Source organism: Herbidospora sakaeratensis, assembly GCF_001570525.1.
Lineage (GTDB): Bacteria > Actinomycetota > Actinomycetes > Streptosporangiales > Streptosporangiaceae > Herbidospora > Herbidospora sakaeratensis.
The window spans coordinates 57,325-82,063 of the sequence record NZ_BBXC01000015.1 but is presented as its reverse complement, the minus strand read 5'-3'; the positions used below and the strand labels follow the sequence as shown (position 1 = coordinate 82,063).

The following is a 24,739-nucleotide window of genomic DNA, read 5'->3' as shown; positions in this document are numbered from 1 at the left end:
TTGGAGAGCTTTGTCCGAGGAACTGCGGCTGCGTGAGGGCACCGGGCTCAAGCCCGCCCTCGAGGAATACCTGGGCGACTGGTCGGTCAGAACCGGCATCGCGGTCGAGACCTGGGCGCTGCCCGACGCGCCGCTGCCGTCGGCCGTCGTGCGGGGGGTCTACGCCGTGGTGACCGAGGCCCTCGCCAACGTCGAGCGCCACAGCGGCGCCCGCCACGTCGCCGTCGCCATCACGGTCGGCGACTCGGGCCTGCGCATGACCGTCAGCGACGAGGGCGTCGGCTTCTCCGAGGGCACCACCGGCCGGGGGCTGGCCGCCATGAGGGCCAACTTCGTCGAGATCGGCGGCACGTTGTCGATCAACAGCGTGCTGGGCTCCGGCACGACGCTGAGCGGCGTCGTGCCGAAGCGGGCGCTCAGGGGAGCGTGAGGATCTCCACGCCCGAGTCGGTGACCAGCACCGTGTGCTCGAACTGGGCGGTGCGCTTGCGGTCTTTGGTGACGGCGGTCCAGCCGTCAGACCAGATCTCGTAGTCGATCGTGCCGAGCGTCAGCATCGGCTCGATCGTGAACGTCATGCCCGGCACCAGCGTCACCGCGAGCGACGGGTCGTCGTAGTGGGGGACGATCAGGCCGCTGTGGAACGAGTGGGCGATGCCGTGGCCGGTGAAGTCACGCACCACGCCGTAGCCGAACCGCTTCGCGTAGGCCTCGATGACCCGGCCGACGATGTTGAGCTGGCGGCCCGGGGCGACGGCCTTGATCGCCCGGCTGGTGGCCTCGCGGGTGCGCTCGACGAGCAGGCGCGACTCCTCGTCGACGTCGCCGCACAGGAAGGTCGCGTCGGTGTCGCCGTGGACCCCGCCGATGAAGGCGGTGATGTCGATGTTGACGATGTCGCCGTCGTTCAGGACCGTGTCGTCGGGGATGCCGTGGCAGATGACCTCGTTGATCGACGTGCAGAGCGACTTGGGGTAGCCGCGGTAGCCGAGGGTCGAGGGGTAGGCGTCGTGGTCGAGCAGGAACTCGTGGCCGATCCGGTCGAGCTCGTCGGTCGTCACACCCGGCGCGACGTGCTTGCCGACCTCTTCCAGCGCCTGGGCGGCGATGCGCCCGGCGACCCGCATCTTCTCGATCGTCTCGGGGGTCTGCACGTCTGACGCGCCGCGTTTCGGCTCCTTCTTCCCCACGTATTCCGGACGCTCGATGTGCGCGGGAACCTTGCGGGTGGGCGAGATCCGCCCGGGCCGGAGCAGTGTCGTCATGCGCGCAAGTCTATGTGCGCGCGGAAGGGGCAAGATGGCCGTTGTGAGCGAGCAAAATGGACACTGGTGGTTCTGTCTCAAGCACATGCGCGTCGAGGGCGACCAGGGCTGCCCCAACAAAGACCGCATGGGGCCCTACGACACCGAGGCCGAGGCGGCCAACGCCCTCACGACGGCCTCCGCCCGCAACAAGGCCTGGAAGGAACAGGACAAGGAGTGGGACGACGACTAGATCCGGCGCACGTGGCCGGGGTCGTTCTCAAAGCCGATTCTCCGTTACGGCTCCGCCTACCCCGGCCCCGACCGCCGTCCGGCCGCGCCACCGCACCCGGCGCTCCCCGGCCCCGCCGCGCCACCGCCGCCACGGCTGATCCCGCCAGTGAACACGAGCCGTGAAAGCGAGCCGTGACCACGAGCCGTGACCACGAGCCGGGGACCACGAGCCGGGGACCACGAGCCGGGGACCACGAGCCGTGACTCCGAGAGCCGTGACTCCGAGAGCCGTGACTCCGAGAGCCGTGACTCCGAGAGCCGTGACTCCGGGAGTCGGGAACCCGGGAGTCGGAAATCCTGGTGTCGGGAAGGCTGGAGCCGGAGGTCGGGCGCTCCGCGCCCGAAATTTCGGCATATCACCCTCGGCTGGGGCGCTCTTGAGGGCGTACAAGAACGGGAAGTCAGACCACCGCGTAGGCCCGCACCGGGAAGGTGCCCATCCCCGCGACCAGGGGCGGGGCCGCGTGGAAGCGGAAGCCCGACGCCGGGAGCGCCCCCAGGTTGGTGAGGTGCTCGACGATCGGGATGCCCGCCGCGAGCAGGGTCGTGTGGGCCGGGCGCTCGCCCTTCGGGGGAGTGGCGTCGATGTTGAACGAGTCGATGCCCACCAAGGTCGCGCCGCCCGCCACGAGGGCCGCCGAGGTCTCGGCGGTGAGGTGGGGGTGGCCGGAGAAGTAGGCGTCGGTGCCCCAGTGGGTGTCCCAGCCGGTGTGGAAGAGCACCGCCTTGCCGGTGAAGTCGAGGTCCTCCGGGAGCTCGGTGCCCTTCACGACCACGCCCTCCAGGTTCGCCAGCTTCTCCAAGGGCAGCCCCGACAGGTCGGCGCCGTCGGCGAAGCGGTGGTTGGGGCTGTCGAGGTAGGTGCCGGTGTTGGCGGCCATCGTGATCGTGCCGATGAAGAACTCGGTGCCCTCGGCGTAGAGGTCGCGGGACGCCTCCCGGCTGAGGTGCACGCCCAGGACGGGCGCGGGGATGCCCGGGTAGGTGATCATCCCCTCGACGATGCGGTGGCTCAGTTCGATGAGGCTCATGTCTTCCGTGCCGCCCTTCGTGCGATGAACCGGCTGAGGGTGAGGACGCCGATGGCGCTCCACACGATGTTGAGGATCGCCGACGGCCAGGCGCCGTGATATCCGCTGTTGATGGCCAGGGCGGCCGCGCCGCCGAGGTTGACGGCCTGGTAGGCCAGACTGTCTCCGGTCATCCTGGACGTGGAGACGAGGCCGTAGGCGATGAGGAGGGCGATCGCGCCGAGTGTGCCGATCGCGGTGATGAACGTTGACATTTGCCCCTCATGTTCGCGGTATGTCCATTTGAAGGGCAAGTGAAGATAACTTAAGCGGCCCATAAGCTTCTCTACATGGAAATAGACCCCCGACGGCTGCGCATCCTCCACGAGGTCGCCCGCCGCGGTGGCGTGATGAAGGCCGCCGAAGCGCTCCACCTGACCCCGTCGGCCGTCTCCCAGCAACTGGCCCAGCTCGAACGCGAAGTCGGCCTGGCCCTGCTCGACCGCTCCCAGCGCCGCATCTCCCTGACGCCGGCCGGGCGGGTGTTGTCGGCCTACGGCGAACGCATCGAGGAGCAGCTCTCCGAGGCCAGGAACGAGCTCAACCGCTTCACCGAACGCCTGTCAGGTCCGGTGACCATCGCGGCCTTCCCGACGGTGATCCGGCACCTGCTGGTGCCGGCGCTGCGGGTGCTCGCCGAGCGCCATCCCCGGATCGTCCCGGTGATCAACGAGGTGTACGGCAGCGACGCCCTCCAGGAGCTCCGGCTCGGCTCGGTCGACCTCGTGGTGACCGAACGCGACATGAGCACCCCCGCGCCGTCGCTCCCGTCGATGACCCGGCACCGGCTCTACGACGACGAATACCGCATCGTGGCCCCGCCCACCCTCGACCACATCCCGGCCGACGTGTCCGAACTGGCCGACCTGCCGTGGGTGGCGGGGGTGTCGTTCCAGGCGTGCGGCGCGGCCCTCGAACGGCTCAGCCAGCTCCACGGCTTCGAGCCGCGGCGCACGCACGTCATCTCGGAGTTCCCGCCGGTGCTCAGCCTGGTCGCGGCGGGGCACGGGGTGGCGATCGTGCCCTCGCTCGCGCTGCTCGACTTCCCCCGGGGCGAGGTCGTGGTGACCGGGATCCACGAGGTGGGGTCGCGGCGGATCGAGGCGCTGACCCGCGTGAGCCGGACGCGGTCGGGGGAGCCCGACCCGGTGCAGGCGGTGGTCATCGAGGTGCTGCGCGAGGCGGCGGAGGAACTGACCGAGCGGGTGGCGATCCTCAGCGCCTCGCTGGAGGCCCACTGACCTGCCGCGCCGGGAGTATGGCGGCGAGCCGGGCGGTATGCCGAAATTTCCGGCGGCGCGCCGCCCGCAGCGGGAGCGACCGGGAGGAAGGCGCTCAGAGGTCGGGGGCGGGCCTGCTCGCGCTCAATCCGGCACTCGTGGGCCGCTGATTCTGTCCGCCAGCCGGGCTAAGCGTTCTCGCATGCCCTTTCTCGGAGCCTCTCCGGCGGCCATGCTCACCAGGTGCTGGGCTCCGTCGAAGGTGAGCGGGGCGGTCAGCCGGGGGACCGCGAAGGCGTCGTGGGCGAGCGCCTCCAGTTCGGGGTCGCCGCCGTCGATGGCCAGGATGGTCGCGCCCGTCTTCCGGGCGTCGGAGACGCGTTCCAGCAGCGGCGCCGGGGCCTCGGTCTCCGCCACCACCACGAGCGTCTCGCCGCGCCGGGCCTCCAGCAGGCGGTCGACGCCCACCCGCAGGTGCGGCGGGGCCGTCAGGTCGGGCGACCAGCGGACCAGGGTCGGGGTCAGCTGGGTCAGGCCCGACAGGCGGGCCTCGTCGGCCAGGTGGGCGGTCAGGTGCCAGGGCTCGTCGTCGGGGGTGCCGGCGATCAGCAGGCCGCCGGGGGAGCGTGTGGTGCGCATCGCCCGGCCGAGGGCCCGGGCCCGGTCGGGCCATTCGGTGGAGTCGAGGGCCTCGCGCAGGAGGCTGACCGCTTCGGCGTCCATGCGGCCCATCGTGCCTCAGGGGGTGGGAGCGCACGGGGCGCTTCGGTTTTTCCGGCGCCGGACAATTCGCCTGACTCGGTACTTGACTCGCGTCTACTCGCAGGTAACCATCGGCTCACGGCGCCGTCCCCCGAGAAGTGATCCCGTGAAGGGCGGCATGTCCCCATGCGTCTTCGAGTCCGTGCCACCGTGCTCGCGATCGTGGCCCTCGTGTTCCCTCTCCTCGTGCCGTCGGGCGCTCAGGCCGCCGCGCCGGGCGACGTCGTCGAGGCCACCCCGACCACCGTCTACCTCGCGCCCGGTCGGCTGCTGGAGGTGCCGGCCCGGGCGTGGCACCTCCGCTACCGGTCGACCTCGGCGGTCGGGGGGCCGACCGTCGTCTCCGGTACGTTGCTCGTCCCCAAGTCCGGATACCTCGGCAAACGGCCCATCGTCGGCTACGCCGTCGGCACCCACGGCCTCGGCGACCAGTGCGCGCCCAGCGCCGCCATGGCCAACGGGACCGAGCTCGAACTCGCCTTCGTCAGCCTGATGCTGCTCAAGGGCTGGGCCGTGGCGGTCACCGACTACGAAGGGCTCGGGACGCCGGGAGACCACACGTACATGGCCGGGAAGTCCCAGGCGCACGCGGTGCTCGACTCGATCCGGGCGGCCACCCGGGTGCCCGGCGCGGGGCTGGCGGCCGGGGGGCCCGTGGTGGTCATGGGGTACTCGCAGGGTGGCGCGTCGGCGGGCTGGGCGGCCCAGCTCCAGCCGTCGTACGCGCCGGAGTTGCGGCTGCGCGGGGTGGCGGCGGGCGGTGTGCCGGCCGATCTGAAGAAGGTCGCCGAGAACGTCGACGGCGGCGGGGACTTCGGGCTGGCCGCGGCGGCGGGCCTCGGGTTCGACGCGGCCTACCCCGAACTGCGGCTCGCCGACCACCTCACCCCCGAAGGGGCCGCGCTGTTCGCCGACGCCCGGGACGACTGCGTCGACGAACTGCGCGACAAGCTCGCCGGGCGCACCCTCGCCGAACTCACCACGCAGGACGTCATGAACCGCCCCGACTGGACCGCCCGCCTGCAGGAGAACCGCCTCGGCGCGACCCGGCCCTCGGTGCCCGTGTTCGTCTGGCACGGCACCGGCGACGAGATCATCCCGATCGGCGTCAGCCGCACGCTGCGCTCCGAGTGGTGCGCCAAGGGGGGCACGGTGACCTGGACCAGCGTCCCGGCGCCCAGCCACGTGCTCGGCGCGGTCGAGGGAGGGCCGCTGGCCATCGCCTGGCTGGCCGGGCGGGTGCTCGGGCTGCCGGCGTTCGGCAACTGCTGAGCCGTCCCGGGGATGACGTGCACGAGACCCGGTGTTGTCCCTGGCATGATCGAGAACATGGCCGACCAACTTGACGACGTGACGATCGCGATCCTCGGCGGAACCGGCGACCAGGGCAACGGGCTGGCGCGCCGGTTCGCCCTGGCCGGGCACCGCGTGCTCATCGGCTCCCGCAGCGCCGAGCGGGCCCAGGCCGCCGCCGACGCGCTGGCCGAGGCGGGCCGCGTCGAGGGCGGCGCCAACGCCGACGTCGCCGCCGAGGCCGACCTGGTGATCGTCGCGGTGCCGTGGGACGGCCACAAGGCGCTGCTCACCGACCTGGCCGGCGTGCTGGCGGGCAAGATCGTGGTCGACTGCGTCAACCCGCTCGGGTTCGACAAGCAGGGCGCCTACGCGCTGCCCGTCGAGGAGGGCAGCGCGGTCCAGCAGGCCGCGGCGGTGCTGCCGGGCAGCCGGGTCGTCGGGGCGTTCCACCACGTCTCGGCCAAGCTGCTGCTCGACCCGGCGGTCGAGGCGATCGACCTCGACGTGCTGGTGCTCGGCGACGACCGCGAGGCCACCGACCTGGTGCAGGCCCTCGCGGCGCGCATCCCGGGCGTGCGGGGAATCTACGGCGGGCGGCTGCGCAACGCCCACCAGGTCGAGGCGTTCACGGCCAACCTGGTGTCGATCAACCGGCGCTACAAGGCCCACGCCGGCATCCGCGTCACCGACGTCTGATCAGGCGTTCGCGACGAGCCAGTCGGCCACCGCGCCCGGCGCGACCACCTGGTGCAGGTGGTCGCCCGGGATCCGGGTCACCGGCCAGCCCCGCTCGTCGGCCTCCTTGGCCGTGCGCTCGTAGGGGTCGCTGAACCACAGGTAGGCCCCGCGCACGTGGTCCCACGTGTGCGGGACGGGGATGTGCTGGCTGTAGTAGAGCAGCGGCAGGCGCGGCTGCTCGGCCACGATCATGTCGCGGGTGCGCCGGTCGGGCACCAGCGCCGACACCATCTCCTCGGGCCACCAGTCGGTCCAGCGCGGCAGCACGCCGTTCTCGTCGGCCATCGCGCCGAGGAACGTCAGGTGGTCGGACTCGGCCGCCGGGATCGAGCCGCGGCGGGGCGGGAGGGCGGCGTCCACGAACAGCACCGCCGTCACCTGGCCGCGCAGGCGTTCGGCGACGAGGGGGACGTAGAGGCCGGCGTTGCTGTGGGCGACGACCACCACCGGGCCGTCGGGGGCCGCCATGGACACCTGGTCGACCACGCGCGGCCAATAGGGCGGCGGGCCCGCCGTCACCTCGGTCAGTGACGGGACCACCGCGCGGCGGCCGCGGGCGCGCAGCTCGGCCGCCACCGGGGTCCACGTGGCCGGTCCGACCGCGGGGCTGTGCACGAGGAGGAAGGTGGCGTCCATGGGCACCAGCATTCACCCGCCGCAGCGGTTTTGGGTGGCTTGTCCGCTGCCCGTGAACAATCTTCTAGACGACGAGCGTGGGCAGCGCCGGCCGGCGGCGGCTGCCGTTGTAGTCGTGCCACGCCGACCGCAGGCCCTCGACGCAGCGGGTCAGCTCGTCCTCGGGGTGCACGAAGGGCAGCCGCAGCATGACCTCGTAGCCGGTCCCGGCCGGGTCGAAGGCCGTTCCCGGCGGCACCGCGACCCCGTGTCGGGCCGTGAGCTGCGCGAACGCGCCCGCGTCGCCCCGGGGCAGGCGCACCCACAACGTCTGCCCGCCCGCCACCGGCTGGGCCGACCACTCGGGCAGGTGCTCGCGCAGCAGTGACACCAGGTGGTCGTGGCGGCGCTTGAGCACCGCGAGGCGGGCCCGCCGCACCTCGTCAGCCCGGTCGAGCAGGATCACCGCCGCGAGTTGGCCGATCGCGTCGCCGCCCAGGTCGTGGATGGCCCGCCGCCGGGCCAGCCGCGAGATCACCGGGACCGCCGCCCTGATCCAGCCGACCCGCAGGCCGCCCCACACCAGCTTGCTCAGCGAGCCCACCGTCAGCACCTGCTCGCCCCGGGCGTAGGCGGCCAGCGGGAGCGGCCGCTCGCCGTCGAAGCACAACTCGGCCGGGACCGCGTCGTCGATCACCGGCACGTCGGCCTCCTCGGCCCACGCCACCAGCCGCCGCCGGGCGAGCGGCGGCATCACCCGGCCCGTGGGGTTGTGCGCGGTCGGGATCGTGTACGCCAGCGCGGGCCGCACCGGCGCCGACCGGCCCCGGGGCGACAACACGCCCCATTCGTGCAATTCGTCGAGGTCGCAGGCGTCGATCCTGGCCCCGGCGTCGAGCAGGATCTCCGCCGCCCCGGTGTAGGTCGGCGACTCCATCCGGACCGTGTCGCCGGGACTGACGAACTGGCTCGCCAGCAGGGAGATCGCCTGCTGGCCGCCGTTGGTGGCGAGGATCTCGCCGGGCTCGGTCGGCAGCCCGAGCCGGGTGAAGTGGCGGGCCACCGCCTGCCGGAACTCCGGCAGCCCGGCCGGGTGGTAGCCGATGTCACGGGGCAGCCGCGTCGCCGCCTCGCGGTAGGCCTCGACCAGCTCGGGCGGCGGCTCGACCGGGGCCGCGCAGGTCAGCAGCGTCACCCCGTCGGGCGGGTCGAGCACGTGCAGCAGCAACGGGTTGGCGCCCGCGCCGGACGACCGGCTGACCGGCAGCTCCGCCTCGGCCACCCGCGTGCCGCTGCCCTGCCGCCGCACCAGGCGGCCTTCTTGCTGGAGCAGCTCGTACGCCGAGACGACCGTGCCCCGCCCGACCGCCAGCCGGCGGGCCAGCACCCGATCGGGCGGCAGCGGGGAGCCGGGGGCCAGCAGCCCGTCGTCGATGAGCCCGCGTAACCGGGCCGCCAGCAGGAGATAGAGCGGCCCCCGCCCGGACGCCCAGCGCCCGAGCCAGCCGACGAGACGATCCTCCTCCGTCATGCCGTCATCGTGACATTGGATCGCGATGCGAGCCAATTCACCACGATTGGCTCTCCAACCAGTCCGGGTGACCCGTCATCCTTAGCTGTGTGACTGATTTGCGACCGGATACACGAGTTGTCCACCTTCCCAAGGTTCAGCCAGAAGGTAGCGCGCCGATCTCGACGCCGATCTACCAGACCTCCGGGTTCCTGTTCGACGACCCGGCCGTGTTCGCCGACGGCATGGACCGCCCCGACGGCGCCTTCGTCTACGGCCGCTACTCCAACCCCACCACCCGGGTGTTCGAGGAGGCCGTCGCCGGCCTGGAGGGCGGCGTCGCCGCCGTCGCCGCCGCGACGGGCATGGGCGCGATCAACACCGTCTTCCTGGCCCTGCTCAGCCCCGGCGACCACGTCGTCGCCCAGCACTCCCTGTACGGCGGCACCGGCCACATGCTGGAGGAACTGGAGGCCAGGTTCGGCATCTCGGTCACGTACGTGCCCGAGGACGACCCCGAGGCCGCCCGCGCCGCCCTCCGCCCGGAGACGAAATTCCTCTACCTGGAGACCATCGCCAACCCGATGACCCAGGTCGCCGACCTGCCCGGCATGTGCGCCGTCGGCCGCGAGGCCGGCGTCCCGGTGATCGTCGACAACACCTTCGCCTCGCCGATCGTGTGCCGCCCCATCGAGCACGGCGCCTCGATCGTCGTGCACTCCTCGACCAAGTACCTGTCGGGCCACGCCGACATCGTCGGCGGCATCTCGGTCTTCGCCGACCACGAGCTGCACCGCAAGGTCTGGAAGTTCCACTGCGGCCTCGGCGCGGCCCCCGACCCGTTCGCGTCGTGGTTGTCCCTGCGCGGCCTCCAGACCCTCCCGCTCCGGATGGCCCGCCACCATGAGAACGCCCGCATCCTGGCCACCCGCCTGGCCGGCCACCCGGCGGTCGCGGCCGTCCACTGGCCCGGCCTGTCCACGCACAAGTCCCACGCCCTGGCGTCGAAACTGCTGCCCGACTTCGGCGGCGTGTTCTCGATCGACCTGGCGGGCGGTCGCGAAGCGGGGGTGCGGTTCATGAAGTCCCTGAAGGTGGCCCTGCTCGCGCCGTCGCTCGGCGGGGTCGAGACGCTGGTCCTGCACCCGGCGTCGACGTCGCACCGCTCGGTCTCGGACGCGGCCCTGGCGGCGGCGGGCATCAACCCGGGGACGGTCCGGATCGCCGTGGGCATCGAACACCCGGAGGACCTGTGGGCCGACTTCGCCCAGGCCCTCGACTCGGCCGGCTGAACCGCTTCTTCCCGTCACCGAGGCCGGGTGGAGGCGTGCGCGATGATGGGCCGATGAGACTCACGCGTGACGAAGTGATCGACGCCGCTTCGGTGATCGGCGGGCGCGTCAGGCGCACGCCGGTCGTCGAGGCCGCCCCCGGGGTCTGGCTCAAACTGGAGTGCCTGCAACATTCGGGCTCGTTCAAGGTCAGGGGCGCCTTCAACCGCATCCTCTCCGCCGACCTCCCGGCGGCCGGGGTGATCGCCGCCAGCGGCGGCAACCACGGCCTCGCCGTGGCGTATGCGGCGCGGGCGCTGGGGATCAGGGCGGAGATCTTCGTCCCGGAGGTCTGCGCGCCGGTCAAGATCGCCGGCCTTCGCGCCCTCGGCGCCGAGGTCGTGGTGACCGGCGCGATCTACGCCGACGCCCTCGACGCCTCCCGCAAGCGCGCCGCCGAGACGGGCGCACTCGAGTTGCACGCCTACGACCAGCGCGAGGTCGTCGCCGGTCAGGGCACCCTGGCCGTGGAGCTGGAGGAGCAGATCCCGGGTCTGGACACGATCGTGGTCGCGGCGGGCGGCGGCGGGCTGGCCGGCGGGGTGAGGGCGGCGTTCGGCGGTGAGGTCGTGGTGGTCGAACCCGAACTCATCCCGACGATCCACGAGGCGCTGTCGGCGAGAGAGCCGGTCGGCGTGGAGGTCTCGGGCGTGGGCGCCGACGCGCTGGGGGCCAGCAGGGCGGGCCGGATCGCGCTGGAGGGGCTCCAGGACCGGGTGACGAGCGTGCTGGTCACCGACGAGGCGATCGTCGAGGCCCGCCGCACCCTGTGGAGAGACCACCGCGTCGCGGCCGAGCACGCGGGCGCGGCCGCTTTCGCCGCACTCCAGTCGGGCCGCTGGGCCCCGAGGGCGGGCACCACGACGGCGATCGTGGTGTGCGGCTCGAACACCGACCCGTCGACCCTCGCCTGAGGCGACCCGACAGGCGCGGGAACAGGGCCGATATGCCGAAATTTCGGGCGGCGAAGCCGCCCGAAAAGGCTTTGGGGTGTACGGAGGCCGCCTGGCCCGGGCGGGCGCATGTCACGAGATTTCGGGCGGCGGGAGCCGCCCGACGGAGCTTCCTGCTCGTGCGGAGGCGCATTGCTCAGGTGGGCACACTTCATGAAATTTCGGGCGCGAACAGACGTCCGGCCCCCCGCAATCCGGCTTCGCCGTGGGTCAGGCCCAGATCCGGGTGCGGGTGCCTGCGGGTGCGGTGAATGCCGGGTTCGCAGTGCCGAAGCCCGGTCGCCGGTGCCACGCCTGAGCAGAGTGTCCGGTCGATGAGTGCCGGCCGGAGTGGTGAGTGCCGAGCCTGAGCAGAGTGTTCGGTCGATGAGTGCCGGCCGGAGCGGTGAGCGCCAGGCCCGGCCGGCGAGTGCACAAGCCTTGTCGCTGGGCGCTACGTCCCGGGTCGGTGAGGGTGGGGGCGATGCCTGTCAGAGCCTGCCCGTGGGGAGCCGGGGCAAGGGGGAGTGCCCAGGCTCGGATGCTGATCACCGGGCATCGGCTTCGGCCGGCGAGCGTTCAGGGCGTTGTCGTTCGGCTGGATGCCCGTCGTCGCGGCGGTGAGCCGGGCGCGGCCGGTTGGCGCCGGGGACGGCGCCCAGGCCGGGCGGGGGCGGGGCCGCTGTCGGCGGAGCCGTAACCGAGAAGAAGGGGACCTCCCGGTCACCCCCGGCGGAGTCCTTGTCGCGACGGGGGTGACCGGTGAGGTTAGCTGTAGCTGTGCTCCTTGGCCGGGAAGGCGCCGGAGCTCACTTCGTCGGCGAAGGCGCGGACGGCGCGGTCCATTTCGCCGTGGAGGTCGAAGTACTTCTTCACGAACTTCGCCGGGCGTTCGGTCAGGCCCATCAGGTCCTGCCAGACGAGGACCTGCGCGTCGGTGCCGGGGCCGGCGCCGATGCCGATCGTGGGGATCGACAGGGCGGCGGTCACGCGGTCGGCCAGGTCGGTGGGGACGCACTCCAGGACCAGGGAGAAGGCTCCCGCGTGTTCGAGCGCCTTGGCGTCGGCCATCAGTTCGTCGCCCGACTGGCCCCGGCCCTGGACGCGGTAGCCGCCGAAGGCGTTGACCGACTGGGGGGTCAGGCCCAGGTGGCCCATGACCGGGATGCCGGCCGACACGAGGGCCTCGACCTGGGGGAGGACCCGGTGGCCGCCTTCGAGCTTGACCGCGTGGGCGCCGGCCTCCTTCATGAAGCGGGCGGCGGTCTCCAGGGCCTGCGCGGAGCTGGCCTGGTAGGAGCCGAAGGGGAGGTCGGCGACGACGAGCGCGCGGGACGAGCCCCGGACCACGGCGGCCGTCAGCGGGATGAGGTCGTCGACCGTGACGGGCAGGGTCGAGTCGTAGCCGTAGACGACCATCGCGGCCGAGTCGCCGACGAGCATGACCGGGATGCCGGCCTCGTCGAAGACGCGGGCGGTCATGGCGTCGTAGGCCGTCACCATCGGCCACTTCTCGCCGCTCGACTTGGCTGCCTGGATGTCGCGTACGGTCACCCGGCGGCCGGCGGCCCCGCCGTAAAGTGCAGAGGACATGGCTACCTCCTGGTCTCGTGGCGCCCCTGTGGCGTCCCCGGACAGTCGCATCATCGCATGCGACTTCGGGATAGAACACCCCGCCCACTACCCGTAATCCGGTTCTGTCAGAAGCCGTCCGCTTGGCACAATGCCGTGCGGAGGTTGTAAGTAATGAAAACGGCGATTGAACCTTACCGGAGGCTCTTCAGGCTCCCGGGCATTCCCTCTCTGGTGGCTCTGGGGCTGCTGACGCGCATCCCGGCGACGGCGACCGGGCTGACGATCACGCTGCACGTCGTGCAGACCCTGGGGCTCTCGTGGGCGCAGGCGGGCATCGCGGGCACGGCGTCGACCGTCGGCATAGCGGTGGGGTCGCCGCTGCTCGGGCGGGTGGTCGACCGGCGCGGGGCGCGGGCTGTGGTGGCGGTGACGTCGGCGGTGCAGCTGGTGTTCTGGCTGGTGGCGCCCTCGTTGCCCTATGAGGCGCTGGTGGGGGCGGCCTTCGTGGGCGGGCTGCTGATGTTGCCGGTCTTCGGGCTGATCCGGCAGTGCGTGGCCGCGATGGTGCCCAAGGAGCAGCACCGGACGGGGTTCGCGCTCGACTCGATGGCCGTCGAGTTGTCGTACATGATCGGGCCGGCGGTCGGCGCGGCGGCGGTGAGCACGTTGTCGAGCACGGTGGCCATGCGATCCGTCGGCATCGGGTTCGCGCTGGCGGGGCTGGGGCTCTTCCTCCTGAACCCGCCGACCCGGTCGGCCGAGGAACTGGCCGAGGGGCCCCACCAGAAGGTGCCGACGCGGCGCTGGCTGAACACGCGGGTGCTGACGATCTTCGGGGTGACCTCGGCGCTGACGTTCGTGCTGACGGCGACCGACCTGGCCATCGTGGCCACCCTGGAGAAGGCCGGCGACGCCGCCTGGATCGGGCTGGTCATCGGCCTGTGGTGCTTCGCGTCGCTGGTCGGGGGGTTCGTGTACGGGGTGCTGCCGCGCGGGTTCTCGCCGCTGGTCATGATCGGCGGGTTGTGCGCGCTGACCATCCCGGTCGGGTTCGTCGGAGGCGGCTGGTGGTGGCTGATCCCGGCGCTGATCCCCGGCGGGCTGCTGTGCGCGCCGTCGTTGTCGACGACGGTCGACTACGTCAACAAGTCGGTGCCCGCCGCCGCGCGCGGGGAATCGATGGGCCTGCACGGGACGTTCCTCACCATCGGCGTCTCCTCCGCCGGTCCGGTCGCCGGTGTGATCATCGACACGTGGGGCCCGAACTGGGCGTTCACCGGGGCGGGGGCGATCGGGCTGGCGCTGGTGCTGGTCGCGGTGCCGTTCTGGCGGCTCGCGCCGCGGGAAGTCGTTAAGGTGCCCGCCTAGTTTTCGAAACGAGACCGTTGCGTATCGTTATTCGCCGGGTGTACCTTTCGATACGAAACGACATCGTATCGAAAGTTATCGGGGGCATCCGTGGATGCACACTCGGGACACCCGCGCCGCTGGCAGATCCTCGGCGTGATGGTGTTCTCGCTGCTCGCGGTGGTGCTCGACCAGACGATCCTGAACGTGGCGATCAAGACGATCGCCGATCCCGTTCACGGACTGGGCGCCACCCAGAGCGAACTCGAATGGGCCATGAACTCCTACACCCTGGCGTTCGCCGGCCTGTTGTTCACCTTCGGCGTGCTGGGCGACCGGCTCGGCCGCAAGCGCATGCTGATGGCGGGCATGGTCGTCTTCCTGCTGGCCTCGGTGGCCAGCGGGTACGCGCAGGACCCCAACCAGCTGATCGCCGCCAGGGCCCTGATGGGCATCGGGGGCGCGGCGATCATGCCGGCCACGCTGGCGATCATCTCCAACGTCTTCCCCTTCCACGAGCGCGGCCGGGCCATCGGCATCTGGGCGGCCGGGGTCGGCATCGCCGTCGCGATCGGCCCCATCACCGGCGGTCTGCTCCTGGAGCACTTCTGGTGGGGTTCGGTCTTCCTGGTCAACGTGCCGATCGTGCTGATCGGGCTGGTCCTCAACGCGATCCTGGTGCCCGACTCGAAGGACCCGCACAAGGCGAAGCTCGACCCGATCGGCGTGGTCCTGTCGATCCTCGGCCTGATCTCGCTCGTGTACGGCATCGTCCGGATCAGCGACCTCGGCACCGTCGCTGACGTGACCGTCATCGTGCCGGTCGCGGTCGGCGTGGCGATCCTCGCGGGGTTCGTCTGGTACGAGTACCGCACCGACCACCCGGCCTTCGACGTCCGCCACTTCCGCAACCCGGCGTTCTCCACCGCCATCACCACCGTCGGCCTGACCTTCTTCTCGGCCATCGGCGTGATGTTCTTCATGGCCTTCTACTGGCAGATCGTGCGCGGCTACTCCCCGCTCCAGTCGGGCGCGCTCGTGTTGCCCTTCGCGGCCGGGCAGCTGCTGTTCTCCCCGCGCAGCGCGGCCATGGTCGAGCGGTACGGCGCCAAGCTCGTCGGCACCGTCGCGATGAGCGTGATCACGCTGGTGCTGGGCGCGTACGTCTTCGTCGGCGTCGACACCCCCATCTGGATCCTGCTCGTGCTGGGCTTCGTCCAGGGCGGGGCGATGGCCAACATCCTGCCGCCCGCCACCACGGCGATCATGAACGCGCTGCCGCGTGAGAAGGCCGGCGTCGGCTCCTCGATGAGCAACGTGTTCCGCCAGGTCGGCTCGTGCCTCGGCATCGCGGTGCTGGGCGCGATCCTGTCGGCCAGCTACCGCAACGACATGGAGGGCGTGGCCGCCGCGCTCCCCGGCGACGTGGGCCACGTGGCCCAGGAGTCGATCGCCGGCGCGGCGGGGGTCGCCTCGGCCCTCGGCCCGCAGGGGACCTCGCTGCTGCACGCCGCCAACGAGGCGTTCGTCACGGGCGTCCACTGGGCGTCGGGCGGGGCCGCGCTGATGACCCTGATCGGCGTCTTCGTGGTGGCCCGCTGGATGCCCGGTAAGTCGGCGCCCACGGTCGTCCCGGACCTTGTGAAGGCCGAAAGCGCCGTAGGATAGAAGACTGCCATGACGACCATTCAGGAATCCGCGGGGCGGGGGCGTCCCCGCAGTGAGCGCGCCGAGAAGGCGATCGTCGACGCCACCCTCGACATGATCGGCGAGGGCGTCACGGTGTCCGAGTTGTCGATCGAGGCGGTCGCCAACCGCGCCGGGGTCGGCAAGACGACGATCTACCGGCGCTGGGCGAACAAGGAAGACCTGGTGGTCGATTCGCTGGCCACGCTCCGGCTGCCCATGCCGGAGCCGGGCGGCGCCGACGTGCGGGCCGACCTGATCGGCTACCTCGAGGTCATGCGGTCGGAGTCGAGCGAGCTGCGGAACCGCTGCATCACCAACATCGCGCTCAACGAGGCCGACCGGTTCCCCGACCTCTACCGCCGGTTCCGCGAACTCGTCATCGAGCCGCGCCGCGAGGCCTTCCGGCAGGTCCTGCGGCGCGGCGTGGCCGCCGGCGAGCTGCGCCCCGACCTCGACGTCGAGGTGGCGATGTCGATGCTGGTCGGGGCGATGCTCTTCCACACGAAGATGTCGGGCCCGGGCTACCCGGTGCCCGACGACCTCCCCGCGCGGCTGGTCGACGAGGCGCTGCGCGGCTTCCGCTACGACGTCACCCGGAAGGTGGCGTCCTGACGCTCGGTCGCCGTGCTGATCGGGTCGACGCGCAGCAGGTAGTCGTAGTGCCGCAGGTACCGCGTCGGGAAGTTGTACGACCGGAACGACGACCAGTTGCCGTCGGCCAGCCCGGCCACCCGATAGAAGGTGGCGTCGGCCCGGAAGACGGCCGAGCCGTCGTTGGGGTCGAGCCTCATCGCGTAGTCCCAGTGGCGCAGGTAGCTGCCGGGCCGGTTCACCGACTCGAACGACACCCCCGCCGAGTCGGCCAGCCCGGCCACCATGCGCCACAGCTGGTCCTGGTGCGGGTCGAACGGGTAGGCGTCGATGCGCCCGACCAGGTTGGCGTGCCGGACGAAGCGGTCGGGGAAGTTGTACGACTTGAGCCGCACCCAGTTCGGCAGCCCCCACCGGGAGACCAGCGCGTTGTATTCCGCGTCGGTGATGCCGGCGATCGAGCCGTGCTTGGAGTTCAGCGGCGGGGTGTAGTCGCGCTGGCCGGCGACGGCCCAGGAGTTGCCGCCGATGTTCGACGACGTCCACAGGTAGTAGTCGTTGTTGACCGGGCTGAAGGAGTCGCCCCAGAGCCGCCAGCCGCCCTCGTTGGTCTTCAGCAGCAGCGGGGCCTCGATGGAGTTGCCCTGGCGCAGGCCGCTCGTGTAGGTCGTGAAGCTGTTCGGCTGCCCGGTCGACGAGCGCGCGCCGTAGAGCAGCCCGTCGTTGAGGTTCTTGTAGTAGAGGTACGTCGTCGAGCCGTCGACGACGATGTCGCCGTCGAGCACGTTGAAGCTCGGGCTGAAGAACGTCTGCTGCGCGCCGACCGTCTGGAAGTCACTGGTGTAGTTGACCGCGAAGACGTCGCGTCCGCCGGTGTTGAACGAGTAGACGATGCCGTACTGGCCGCGTGAGTTGTCGCGGAAGACGGTCGGGGCCCAGGTGTGGCCGCCGGTGGTGTGCATGCGCAGGCGGCGGTAGTTGGTGAAGCCGGTCAGGTTGACCGAGTCCCAGGCGTGCAGATACTGGCTGACCGAGCTGAAGTTGGTGCCCTTGAGGTCGGTGGCGATCACCACGAAGGTGCCGTCGAGCTTGCGGTAGACCTGCGGGTCGCGCAGCCCCTGCTCGCCGGCGGTGGGGGTGACGACGGGGTTGTTCTGGTTGAGGGGCGACCAGTTGAGGCCGTCGCGGCTGACGGCCAGGTGCAGGCCGTAGTTCGAGGCCGACTGGTTGGGGGTCTCGGTGAAGTAGGCGAAGACGTAGGCGGTGTTGGCCGCCCACGCGGCGCGCGGGAAGGCGGCCACGCCGGTGGTGGCCAGGGCGGCCGTGGTGAGGGCGGTCTTGCCGAACTGCCTGCGGCTGAGGGACACGGGAGCGTCCTTTCTGGCGAGTGTTATCGCTAACATTCGCGGCCGGGGTCCCCTGGGGGTGTACCGGCGAGTATCCGCCCGCCGGATCCGGCGTCAACGCGCCGCCGGGGCGGCGGCGAGATCGGCCGGGTGGACAGCCCGGCCGGTCGGGTGGCCCGTGAAAGTTACACGTCAGTACGCGCACAGCGGCACGACGTCGTCGAGGTCGACCAGCGCTGAGCGCCGGTATTCCTGACGCTGCACGACGGTCAGCCGCAGCACGACGTCGACGAGGCGGGCCGTCCAGCTCACCGCCCGCTGCTCCCGGCCGTGCACCCAGTCGGGTCGATCACCTCAAGGTTGAACTGGGCGAACTCACCCCACAGGTCCGTCCAGACGCGGCCGGGGCGCCCCCGGGTGGGCGGTCACCGGCGAGAGCCGGATGGTGCGCCCGATCGCGCACCGGTCCCCGCCCGAGTACGCCTCGATCCGGGCCAGGCCGCTCCCGGGGCGCGGCGTGACCGTCGAACTGGTGTACTCGGGCCGCCCTCCTCGGTGAACGACCACCGGGACTCCGGGTTCGTCGACGGCTCGAACCCGTCGGTGAGCCGCCACACCCCCGCCGAGGCGGGACCGGCCGGCAGGAGGCCGCCGTGGCGACGACGGCCACGGCCGCGCGTGACAAGGGTCGGCGCATGCCGTCAGTGTGGCCGCGACCAGGGGATCTGTTCACCCCGGACCTTCCGCCGCGCGGGCCGGGGCCCGACCCTGGCCCCTTCGCGTCAGCGGTCGGCGGCGCGCCGGATGAGGTCGGCCGTCGCGGACGGCTGGGAGATCATCGCGACGTGCGAGGAGGCGACCTCGCGGATCTGCGACCCGGCCCGCTGCGCCATGAACCGCTGCGTGGCGGCGGGCAGCACCTGGTCGTTCTTGGCGACCAGATAGTAGGAGGGGATGGTCCGCCAGGCCGGGGCGCCCGACTTCTCCCCGAGGGCGCGCAGGTCGGCGGGGCGCTGGCTCGCCTGCATCAGGCTCGTGGCCGACCGGGGCAGGTCGCCGGCGAAGACGTCGTGGAAGACCTCCTTCTTGATGTACGCGTCGAGGAGCTGCTCCCCGTAGGGGCGGATGTCCAGCGCCGACTCGTCAAGCCGGGTGCCCGGGAACCTGCTCTGCAGATCGATCAGGGACTCGTCCTTGTCGGGGGCGAACGCGGCGACGTACACCAGCGCCTTCACGTTCGGGTTGCCCTCGGCGGCGTTGGTGGCGACGATGCCGCCGTAGGAGTGCGCCGCCACCACGATCGGGCCGCCGATCGTGGCGAGCACACTGGCCAGGTAGGCGGCGTCGGACGACACCGATCGCAGCGGGTTGGCCGGCGCGATGACCGGATAGCCGTCGCGGATCAGCTTGGCGGCCACGTCGTTCCAGCCGGAGGCGTCGGCGAACGCGCCGTGCACGAGCACCACCGTGGGCTTGGGCCTGGGCCGCGGCCGGGCCTGCGCCTCGGCCGCTCCCACCATGGCGCCGGCCGCCACGATAGCGGATCCGGCCAATATCGCTCGGCGAGTCATCATCGAATGCACCTTTCAACGGGGGATTTCGCCACCCATTGAACGGCGGACGCACTTGACGGCCACTGGACGCGCGATTCACTGGCCGTCAACTCCGCCGACCTAGCGTGCCGGTATGAAAAGCGCCATGAGCGAAAGCGGCCGGAAATGGGGCCTGCGGCTCCACCTGCTGTTCTACGTGTTGTCGAACCTCGCCCAGGTCATCGTCTGGCGGCTCTACGACTCCGACCACTTCTTCTGGCCCATGTGGTCGATCGTGTTCTGGGGCATCGGGCTCGGCTTCCATTACTGGGCGGTGGTGTCACCGCCCAGGGCGAAGTCGCTATGACGGCATCTCGCGCCACTTGCTGGTGATCGGCAGGCGGCGGTCGCGGCCGAAGTTCTTCGGGCTGATCTTGGGGCCCGGCGGGTACTGCCGCCGCTTGTACTCGGCGAAGTCGACCAGCCGGATGATGCGCAGCACCAGCTCCGGGTCGTGGCCCGCCGCGATCAGCGCGTCGCGGCCCATGTCCTTCTCGACGTAGTCGTCGAGCAGCCGGTCGAGCACCTCGTAGGGCGGCAGGGAGTCGGTGTCGCGCTGGTCGGGCCGCAGTTCGGCGCTGGGCTCCTTGGTGATCGAGTTCTCCGGGATCGGGGGCGGGTCGGACTGGGTGTTGCGCCACCGGGACAACTCCCAGACCAGGGTCTTGGGCACGTCCTTGATCGGCGCGAAGCCGCCCGCCGAGTCGCCGTAGAGGGTCGAGTAGCCGGCTGCCAGTTCGCTCTTGTTGCCCGTGGTCAGGACCAGGTGGCCGTGCTGGTTCGACAGTGACATGAGGAACATGCCGCGGACCCGGGCCTGGAGGTTCTCGGCCGCCAGGCCCGTCAGCTCGACCTCCTTCTCGAAGGCGGCGACGGTGTCGGCGATGGGCAGCACCCGGGAGTGCAGGCCCTGGCGGCGCACCAGTTCCTCGGCGTCGGCGATCGAGTGGTCGGAGCTGTAGCGCGAGGGCATCAGCACCACGTGGACGCGGTCGGCGCCGATGGCGTCGGCGGCGATGGTGGCGGTCAGGGCCGAGTCGATGCCGCCCGACAGGCCCAGGATGACCGAGCGGAAGCCGTTCTTCTCGACGTAGTCGCGCACGCCGAGCACGAGCGCGCCGTAGACCTCGGCGGCGTCGTCGAGGCGCTCGGCGATCACCGGCTCCTGCGGCGCGAAGGCCACCGGCTCCTCCGACAGGACCACCCGGTCGACCGTGATCGTGGTGCCGTCGCCGGCGTCGTACACCGACTCGCCGGGGTCGCCCGAGCCGAGCGGCAGGTCGAGGTCGGCGAAGAGGAGTTCCTCGGTGAACTGGGCCGCGCGGGCGATCAGCGCGCCGTCGGCGCCGACCACGAGGGAGTCGCCGTCGAAGACCAGTTCGTCCTGGCCGCCGACCTGGTTGGCGTAGGCCAGGGCGCAGCCCGCCTCGCGGGCGCGGCGGGCGCACAGGTCGCGGCGCACGTCGTCCTTCTCGCGCTCGTACGGCGAGGCGTTCGGCACCACCAGCAGGCCCGCCCCGGCCGCGCCGGCCACCGACACCGGGCCGCCCTCCTGCCACAGGTCCTCGCAGATCGCGACGGCCACGTCGACGCCGTGGAGGCGGAAGACGGGCAGCCGGTCGCCGCGCACGAAGTAGCGGTATTCGTCGAAGACGCCGTAGTTCGGCAGGTGGTGCTTGGCCGTGCGGGCGACCACGCGGCCCTGGAAGAGGACGGCGGCGGCGTCGAGGGGGGCGCCCTTGGGCTGGCCCACCCGGGCCACCCGGTCGGCGCGGTCGACGTAGCCGACGACGACCGGGAGGTCGCCGTAACCGGCGTCGGCCAGGCGGCGGGCGCAGCTCTCCAGGGTCGCGATCGACGCGTCGACGAAGGAGGCGCGCAGCACCAGGTCTTCGACCGGGTAGCCGGTCAGGAACATCTCGGTGAAGAGCACCAGGTGGGCGCCGCCCGCGTGGGCCTTGCCGGTCCATTCGACGAGCCGGTCGGCGTTCCCGGCGAGGTCGCCGACGACGGGGTTGGTCTGGGCGAGTGCGATGCGGAGTTGGGCCACGGGACCAGCCTACGGGGAGCGCTTTGTTTTCATCAATGTGACGATAAGCACCCGTGTCACGTTCCCGGGCTGACCAGCCCCGACTCGTAGGCGAGCACCACGAGCTGGGCCCGGTCGATCAGATCGAGGCGTTTGAGCAGGCCGGTCACCTCGGCGGCGACCTCCGCCTCCTCGACGGCCAGGGTGACCGCGATCTGGCGGTTGGTGAAGCCGCGCGCGATCAGCCGGACCAGGTCGACCTCGGTGTCGCTCAGCCCGCCCGGCGCGGCCGGGTTGTGGCGGCCCGCGAAGGCGGCGATCAGGTGGGTCGTCACGGCCGGGTCGATCAGCGCGTCGCCCGCCACGGCGGCCCGGATCGCGGCGATGAGCTGCTCGGGGGCCGAGGTCTTCAGCACGAAGCCGCTGACCCCGGCGCGCAGCGCCGAGTAGAGGTTGTCGTCGGTGCCGAAGGTGGTCATCATGATCACCTTCGGCGGGTCAGTCTCGGCCAGGATGCGCCGGGCCGCCGCGAGGCCGTCGAGGCGCGGCATCTGGATGTCCATCAGCACGACGTCGGGGCGGGTCAGGTGGACCTGCTGGATCGCCTGCTCGCCGTTCTCGGCCACGGCCACCAGTTCGAGGCCGGGCTCGCTGTCGAGGACGACCTTCAGCCCGGTGCGCACCAGGGCCTGGTCGTCGGCCACGACCACCCGCAGCACCTCGGCCGGGCGCGGGGCGGCGACCGCCACGGGCGGGGCGGCGGGGCCGTCGAGATGGGCGGCCTGCCCGAGGATGTCCTGCTCCAGCCGCTGGAGCGCGGGGCCCAGGTCGAGCCCGAGGTCGTCGCGCAGCACGTCGCGGGCCCGGCGCAGCGCGCCGAGCGCGTCGGCCTGGCGGCCGGCCCGGTAGAGGGCCAGGGCGAGCAGCCGCCACGCCTCCTCGCGCAGCGGGTGGGCGGAGGCGTGCGCCTCCAGGTCGGGGATGAGCGCGGCGCTGCGGCCCAGCCGGACGGCCGCGTCGGCGCGCCGCTCGACCGCGATCAGCCGCAGGTCGTCGAGCCGCTGCGCCTCGGTCTGGGCCCAGGCCAGGTCGCCGAACTCGGCCAGCGCGGGGCCGCGCCACAACCCGAGCGCGGTGTCGAGCCGGGTCAGCGTGGCCGCCAGGTCGGCGCCGTCGTCGCGTTTCACGAGGTGCTCGAAGTGCCAGACGTCGACGTCCTCGACACCGGCCCGCAACGCGTAGCCGGGCGGGGCCGACACCAGCACCCCGGCCTCCTCACGCGGCGCGCGGCCCGGCTCCAGCGCCCGCCGCAGGCGGGACACGTAGCCCTGGATCGTCGAGAGCGCCTGCGCGGGCGGACGCCCCGGCCACAACTCGTCGATCAGGGTGGTGACGGGAATCGCCCGCCCGCCCGCCACCAGAAGGCGGGCCAGAACGGCCTGCTGCCGCTGACCTCCCAGGTCGAGCGGCCGTCCGTCGGAAACGGCCTGGAACGGCCCCAGGGCCCGAAGTATCACCATGGTGGTGGTAAGCGTAGAGCAACGTCACATGGCGCCGGTCAACGGCAACCGGGCGGTCACGACCGTGCCCCCCGTGTCGGGCGCGGTGATCGCGCACGAGCCGCCGAGCTCGGCCGCCCGCTCGCGCATCGACGAGGTGCCGACCCCCGCCCGGCGCACCTCGGGCAGCCCGATCCCGTCGTCGGCGACCCGGACCGTCAGCAGGTCGTCCTGCCGCGTCAGCGCGATCGACACCCGCCTGGCGTGGGCGTGCCGCCGCACGTTCGTGAGCGCCTCCTGCGCGATCCGGTACGCCGCCACCTCGGCCGCCGCCGGCAGGTCGTCCATCGGGCCGTCGGAGGCCACGTGGACCATCGTCTCGGCGCCGAGGGTCTCGGCGGCCAGCGTGCGGATCGCCTCCACCAGGCCGAGGTCGTCGAGGGCGGGCGGGCGCAGGCCGTAGACGAGCTCGCGGATGTCGCCGGCCACCGCGTCCATGCCCGAGCGCAGGTCGCGCAGCAGGTGGTCGGCCGTGGCGGGGGAGCCCTTGATGGTGAGGCGGGCCATGTTGAGCGTCATGGCCATCGCGCCGAGCGTCTGGCCGAGCCCGTCGTGCAGGTCGCGGCGCAGCCGCCGGCGCTCCTCCTCTCGGGCCGCCAGGATGCGCTCCCGGGAGCGTTGCAGGTCACTGGCCATCCGGACGGCGTGGGCGACGTCGGCGACGTAGGGGAGCAGGGTGGCGACCACCCGTTCGTCGTGGGCGGCGCCGAACCGGCCGCCCTCGGGCGGGCCCAGGAGCAGACGGCCGACGGGTTCGCCGTGCCAGACCAGGGCGAGCTCCCGTGGTGCGGCCCCGACCTGGCCCGAGGTGACGTGGAGGCCGTTGACGACCTCGACGGCGGCCCCGCCGACCGCCAGGCCGTCGCGGACCACGTCGACCACCGCGGCCAGCGCCTCCGACGGGTCGGCGTTGCGCACCTCGTCGACGAGCCGCGCGGTCAGTAAGCGCGGGTCGCCGACCGGGCCGTAGAGCAGCCGGTCCATGCCGCGCTGGATCAGGCGGCGCAGCGGCTGGTAGAAGGCGCCCGCGAACAGGGCGGCGGCCAGGCCCGCCAGGATGTCCCACTCGGCGGCCATGAGGCTGAAGACGGCCCCGGTGGCGAAGTAGACGGCGCTGACCCCGGCCACCGTCCCGGCCACGACCACGGTCCGGCTGAGCACGTCGTCGATGCCGAACAGGCCGTGCCGCAGCACCGAGAAGGCGATCGAGACGGGGATCAGCGCGACCCAGCCCACGAGGAAGGCGTGGAAGGCCGGGTCGCCGGTCACCACCAGGACGGCGTAGACGGCGAAGGTCAGCGCCGGCCAGGCGACGGCCCGCCGGGTCTCGGCGTCGGCGCCGCGCAGCCGGACCACCATCGAGACCAGCGCCAGCAGGATGCAGCCCTGCTCGACCAGCCACAGGGTGTCGGTGACCGGCAACCAGATCTCGCGCGGGATGCCGAAGTCGAGCGGGTTGGGGATGACCGCCGACATGCCCCGGGTCGGGACGGGCGGGGCCGGACGGCCGACGCGCAGCGCCGTCTGGACCGCGATGACCACCGCGGCGACGACGCCGAAGACGCTCCAGCCCTTCGACGGCCGCCGTCCGCCGATGCCGAACAGCGGCACCAGGATGGCCAGGAACCCGCCGCCCAGCGACCAGGTGGCGACGCCCACGATGCGGTGCAGGGCCGCCGTCTCGAGGTCTCCGACGTGCTCGGCCTGCACCATCAGCGCCGAGGTCAGCACGCTGACCGCCTCGAACACGCCGCCGGCGATCATCAGCCAGCCGATCGGCAGCCGGGGCCGCCGGGCCGCGATGTAGGCCCCGAGGGCGGGGAACATCACCCCCGCCGTGTAGTCGGGCGTCGGCTCGAAGGCGACCCGGAACTGCGGCGGCAGCCCGAACTGGATCGCCAGCGCGGCGCCCACGGCGGCGGCGGAGACCACGCCGACGACGGCCGCGATCACCAGTGCCGGACCCGAACCTCTGTCTCCCATTTCGGGCCAGGGTATT

Annotated in this window: 24 protein-coding genes; 11 read left to right on the top strand and 13 right to left on the bottom strand. The window is 71.9% G+C overall.

Going from position 1 to position 24,739, the window contains the following annotated elements; all coding sequences use genetic code 11:
- The first annotated feature begins 10 nt into the window (after positions 1–10).
- Positions 11–430, top strand: coding sequence for a sensor histidine kinase (locus tag AW271_RS24595; protein WP_062339960.1), 420 nt, complete (start codon positions 11–13; stop codon positions 428–430).
- Here the strand turns inward: AW271_RS24595 and map are convergent.
- Positions 417–1,265, bottom strand: a complete 849-nt coding sequence (gene map, locus AW271_RS24590; protein ID WP_062339959.1) for a type I methionyl aminopeptidase — start codon at positions 1,263–1,265, stop codon at positions 417–419. The genes AW271_RS24595 and map overlap by 14 nt on opposite strands.
- Positions 1,266–1,308: 43 nt before the next feature.
- Here map and AW271_RS24585 point away from each other — a divergent pair, with 43 nt between their 5' ends.
- Positions 1,309–1,497 (top strand): hypothetical protein, encoded by a 189-nt coding sequence (locus AW271_RS24585; protein ID WP_439649003.1) that lies wholly within the window; start codon positions 1,309–1,311, stop codon positions 1,495–1,497.
- A 442-nt stretch (positions 1,498–1,939) separates the two neighbouring features.
- Here the strand turns inward: AW271_RS24585 and AW271_RS24580 are convergent, their stop codons facing one another.
- Together AW271_RS24580 and AW271_RS24575 are read right to left on the bottom strand one after the other, a co-directional pair.
- Complete coding sequence (locus AW271_RS24580) at positions 1,940–2,569, bottom strand: cyclase family protein (protein ID WP_062339957.1); 630 nt, start codon at positions 2,567–2,569, stop codon at positions 1,940–1,942.
- Positions 2,566–2,823, bottom strand: a complete 258-nt coding sequence (locus tag AW271_RS24575; protein ID WP_062339956.1) for a CBU_0592 family membrane protein — start codon at positions 2,821–2,823, stop codon at positions 2,566–2,568. The genes AW271_RS24580 and AW271_RS24575 overlap by 4 nt, the downstream gene beginning before the upstream one ends.
- A 75-nt stretch (positions 2,824–2,898) precedes the next feature.
- Here AW271_RS24575 and AW271_RS24570 point away from each other — a divergent pair, with 75 nt between their 5' ends.
- Positions 2,899–3,849 (top strand): LysR family transcriptional regulator, encoded by a 951-nt coding sequence (locus AW271_RS24570; RefSeq protein WP_062339955.1) that lies wholly within the window; start codon positions 2,899–2,901, stop codon positions 3,847–3,849.
- A 123-nt stretch (positions 3,850–3,972) separates the two neighbouring features.
- On the opposite strand, the gene AW271_RS24565 is transcribed toward AW271_RS24570, so the two are convergent.
- On the bottom strand, positions 3,973–4,551 hold the full coding sequence (locus AW271_RS24565; protein ID WP_174553116.1) for a hypothetical protein: 579 nt from the start codon (positions 4,549–4,551) through the stop codon (positions 3,973–3,975).
- 165 nt (positions 4,552–4,716) lie between these two features.
- Between AW271_RS24565 and AW271_RS24560 the strand changes: the two genes are divergently transcribed.
- Both AW271_RS24560 and npdG read left to right on the top strand, forming a co-directional pair.
- The gene (locus tag AW271_RS24560; protein ID WP_062339953.1) at positions 4,717–5,862 is read left to right on the top strand and encodes a lipase family protein; all 1,146 of its coding nucleotides are present in this window, start codon (positions 4,717–4,719) and stop codon (positions 5,860–5,862) included.
- A gap of 57 nt (positions 5,863–5,919) precedes the next feature.
- Positions 5,920–6,582: an NADPH-dependent F420 reductase gene (gene npdG, locus AW271_RS24555; RefSeq protein ID WP_083977214.1), complete on the top strand. Its 663-nt coding sequence runs from the start codon at positions 5,920–5,922 to the stop codon at positions 6,580–6,582.
- Here the strand turns inward: npdG and AW271_RS24550 are convergent, their stop codons facing one another.
- Together AW271_RS24550 and AW271_RS24545 are read right to left on the bottom strand one after the other, a co-directional pair.
- The gene (locus tag AW271_RS24550; RefSeq protein WP_062340160.1) at positions 6,583–7,260 is read right to left on the bottom strand and encodes an alpha/beta fold hydrolase; all 678 of its coding nucleotides are present in this window, start codon (positions 7,258–7,260) and stop codon (positions 6,583–6,585) included. It lies immediately after the preceding gene.
- Between the two features lie 64 nt (positions 7,261–7,324).
- On the bottom strand, positions 7,325–8,770 hold the full coding sequence (locus AW271_RS24545) for an aminotransferase-like domain-containing protein (RefSeq protein ID WP_062339951.1): 1,446 nt from the start codon (positions 8,768–8,770) through the stop codon (positions 7,325–7,327).
- Between the two features lie 89 nt (positions 8,771–8,859).
- Here AW271_RS24545 and AW271_RS24540 point away from each other — a divergent pair, with 89 nt between their 5' ends.
- On the top strand, positions 8,860–10,041 hold the full coding sequence (locus AW271_RS24540) for a trans-sulfuration enzyme family protein (RefSeq protein WP_062339950.1): 1,182 nt from the start codon (positions 8,860–8,862) through the stop codon (positions 10,039–10,041).
- A gap of 53 nt (positions 10,042–10,094) precedes the next feature.
- Entirely contained in the window at positions 10,095–10,994 is a 900-nt protein-coding gene (locus AW271_RS24535) for a threonine/serine dehydratase (RefSeq protein ID WP_062339949.1), read from the top strand.
- Positions 10,995–11,780: 786 nt separating this feature from the next.
- Here AW271_RS24535 and panB read toward each other — a convergent pair.
- A complete protein-coding gene (gene panB, locus AW271_RS24530) occupies positions 11,781–12,605 on the bottom strand; it encodes a 3-methyl-2-oxobutanoate hydroxymethyltransferase (RefSeq protein ID WP_062339948.1) in 825 nt (274 codons plus the stop codon).
- A gap of 213 nt (positions 12,606–12,818) precedes the next feature.
- Here panB and AW271_RS24525 point away from each other — a divergent pair, with 213 nt between their 5' ends.
- The 3 genes from AW271_RS24525 (at position 12,819) to AW271_RS24515 (ending at position 16,235) form a co-directional block, all read left to right on the top strand.
- Entirely contained in the window at positions 12,819–13,955 is a 1,137-nt protein-coding gene (locus AW271_RS24525; protein WP_245653180.1) for an MFS transporter, read from the top strand.
- Positions 13,956–14,045: 90 nt separating this feature from the next.
- A complete protein-coding gene (locus tag AW271_RS24520) occupies positions 14,046–15,602 on the top strand; it encodes a DHA2 family efflux MFS transporter permease subunit (RefSeq protein WP_062339946.1) in 1,557 nt (518 codons plus the stop codon).
- Positions 15,603–15,611: 9 nt separating this feature from the next.
- Positions 15,612–16,235: a TetR/AcrR family transcriptional regulator gene (locus AW271_RS24515; RefSeq protein WP_062339945.1), complete on the top strand. Its 624-nt coding sequence runs from the start codon at positions 15,612–15,614 to the stop codon at positions 16,233–16,235.
- On the opposite strand, the gene AW271_RS24510 is transcribed toward AW271_RS24515, so the two are convergent.
- From AW271_RS24510 to AW271_RS24505, 3 genes are all read right to left on the bottom strand, one after another.
- Complete coding sequence (locus AW271_RS24510) at positions 16,205–17,581, bottom strand: glycoside hydrolase family 43 protein (protein WP_062339944.1); 1,377 nt, start codon at positions 17,579–17,581, stop codon at positions 16,205–16,207. The two genes, AW271_RS24515 and AW271_RS24510, sit on opposite strands and share 31 nt — an antisense overlap.
- 171 nt (positions 17,582–17,752) lie before the next feature.
- Positions 17,753–17,896, bottom strand: coding sequence for a hypothetical protein (locus tag AW271_RS40110; RefSeq protein ID WP_157554599.1), 144 nt, complete (start codon positions 17,894–17,896; stop codon positions 17,753–17,755).
- A 446-nt stretch (positions 17,897–18,342) separates the two neighbouring features.
- A complete protein-coding gene (locus AW271_RS24505; protein WP_062339943.1) occupies positions 18,343–19,134 on the bottom strand; it encodes an alpha/beta fold hydrolase in 792 nt (263 codons plus the stop codon).
- A gap of 124 nt (positions 19,135–19,258) precedes the next feature.
- Between AW271_RS24505 and AW271_RS24500 the strand changes: the two genes are divergently transcribed.
- Positions 19,259–19,459, top strand: a complete 201-nt coding sequence (locus tag AW271_RS24500) for a 2TM domain-containing protein (RefSeq protein WP_218008170.1) — start codon at positions 19,259–19,261, stop codon at positions 19,457–19,459.
- Here AW271_RS24500 and AW271_RS24495 read toward each other — a convergent pair.
- The 3 genes from AW271_RS24495 to AW271_RS24485 are packed head-to-tail and all read right to left on the bottom strand — an operon-like array spanning position 19,454 to position 24,723.
- Complete coding sequence (locus AW271_RS24495) at positions 19,454–21,202, bottom strand: NAD+ synthase (RefSeq protein ID WP_062339941.1); 1,749 nt, start codon at positions 21,200–21,202, stop codon at positions 19,454–19,456. The genes AW271_RS24500 and AW271_RS24495 overlap by 6 nt on opposite strands.
- Positions 21,203–21,258: 56 nt before the next feature.
- The gene (locus AW271_RS24490; protein WP_062339940.1) at positions 21,259–22,701 is read right to left on the bottom strand and encodes a BTAD domain-containing putative transcriptional regulator; all 1,443 of its coding nucleotides are present in this window, start codon (positions 22,699–22,701) and stop codon (positions 21,259–21,261) included.
- A gap of 24 nt (positions 22,702–22,725) precedes the next feature.
- Entirely contained in the window at positions 22,726–24,723 is a 1,998-nt protein-coding gene (locus AW271_RS24485; protein ID WP_062339939.1) for a sensor histidine kinase, read from the bottom strand.
- Positions 24,724–24,739: the final 16 nt, after the last annotated feature.

Coding starts and splice junctions, on each gene's coding strand:
- map (WP_062339959.1), bottom strand. CDS start 1,265: ATGACGACACTGCTCCGGCCCGGGCGGATCTCGCCCACCCGCAAGGTT.
- AW271_RS24580 (WP_062339957.1), bottom strand. CDS start 2,569: ATGAGCCTCATCGAACTGAGCCACCGCATCGTCGAGGGGATGATCACC.
- AW271_RS24575 (WP_062339956.1), bottom strand. CDS start 2,823: ATGTCAACGTTCATCACCGCGATCGGCACACTCGGCGCGATCGCCCTC.
- AW271_RS24570 (WP_062339955.1), top strand. CDS start 2,899: ATGGAAATAGACCCCCGACGGCTGCGCATCCTCCACGAGGTCGCCCGC.
- AW271_RS24565 (WP_174553116.1), bottom strand. CDS start 4,551: ATGGACGCCGAAGCGGTCAGCCTCCTGCGCGAGGCCCTCGACTCCACC.
- AW271_RS24560 (WP_062339953.1), top strand. CDS start 4,717: ATGCGTCTTCGAGTCCGTGCCACCGTGCTCGCGATCGTGGCCCTCGTG.
- npdG (WP_083977214.1), top strand. CDS start 5,920: ATGGCCGACCAACTTGACGACGTGACGATCGCGATCCTCGGCGGAACC.
- AW271_RS24550 (WP_062340160.1), bottom strand. CDS start 7,260: ATGGACGCCACCTTCCTCCTCGTGCACAGCCCCGCGGTCGGACCGGCC.
- AW271_RS24545 (WP_062339951.1), bottom strand. CDS start 8,770: ATGACGGAGGAGGATCGTCTCGTCGGCTGGCTCGGGCGCTGGGCGTCC.
- AW271_RS24535 (WP_062339949.1), top strand. CDS start 10,095: ATGAGACTCACGCGTGACGAAGTGATCGACGCCGCTTCGGTGATCGGC.
- panB (WP_062339948.1), bottom strand. CDS start 12,605: ATGTCCTCTGCACTTTACGGCGGGGCCGCCGGCCGCCGGGTGACCGTA.
- AW271_RS24515 (WP_062339945.1), top strand. CDS start 15,612: ATGACGACCATTCAGGAATCCGCGGGGCGGGGGCGTCCCCGCAGTGAG.
- AW271_RS24505 (WP_062339943.1), bottom strand. CDS start 19,134: ATGATGACTCGCCGAGCGATATTGGCCGGATCCGCTATCGTGGCGGCC.
- AW271_RS24500 (WP_218008170.1), top strand. CDS start 19,259: ATGAGCGAAAGCGGCCGGAAATGGGGCCTGCGGCTCCACCTGCTGTTC.
- AW271_RS24490 (WP_062339940.1), bottom strand. CDS start 22,701: ATGGTGATACTTCGGGCCCTGGGGCCGTTCCAGGCCGTTTCCGACGGA.
- AW271_RS24485 (WP_062339939.1), bottom strand. CDS start 24,723: ATGGGAGACAGAGGTTCGGGTCCGGCACTGGTGATCGCGGCCGTCGTC.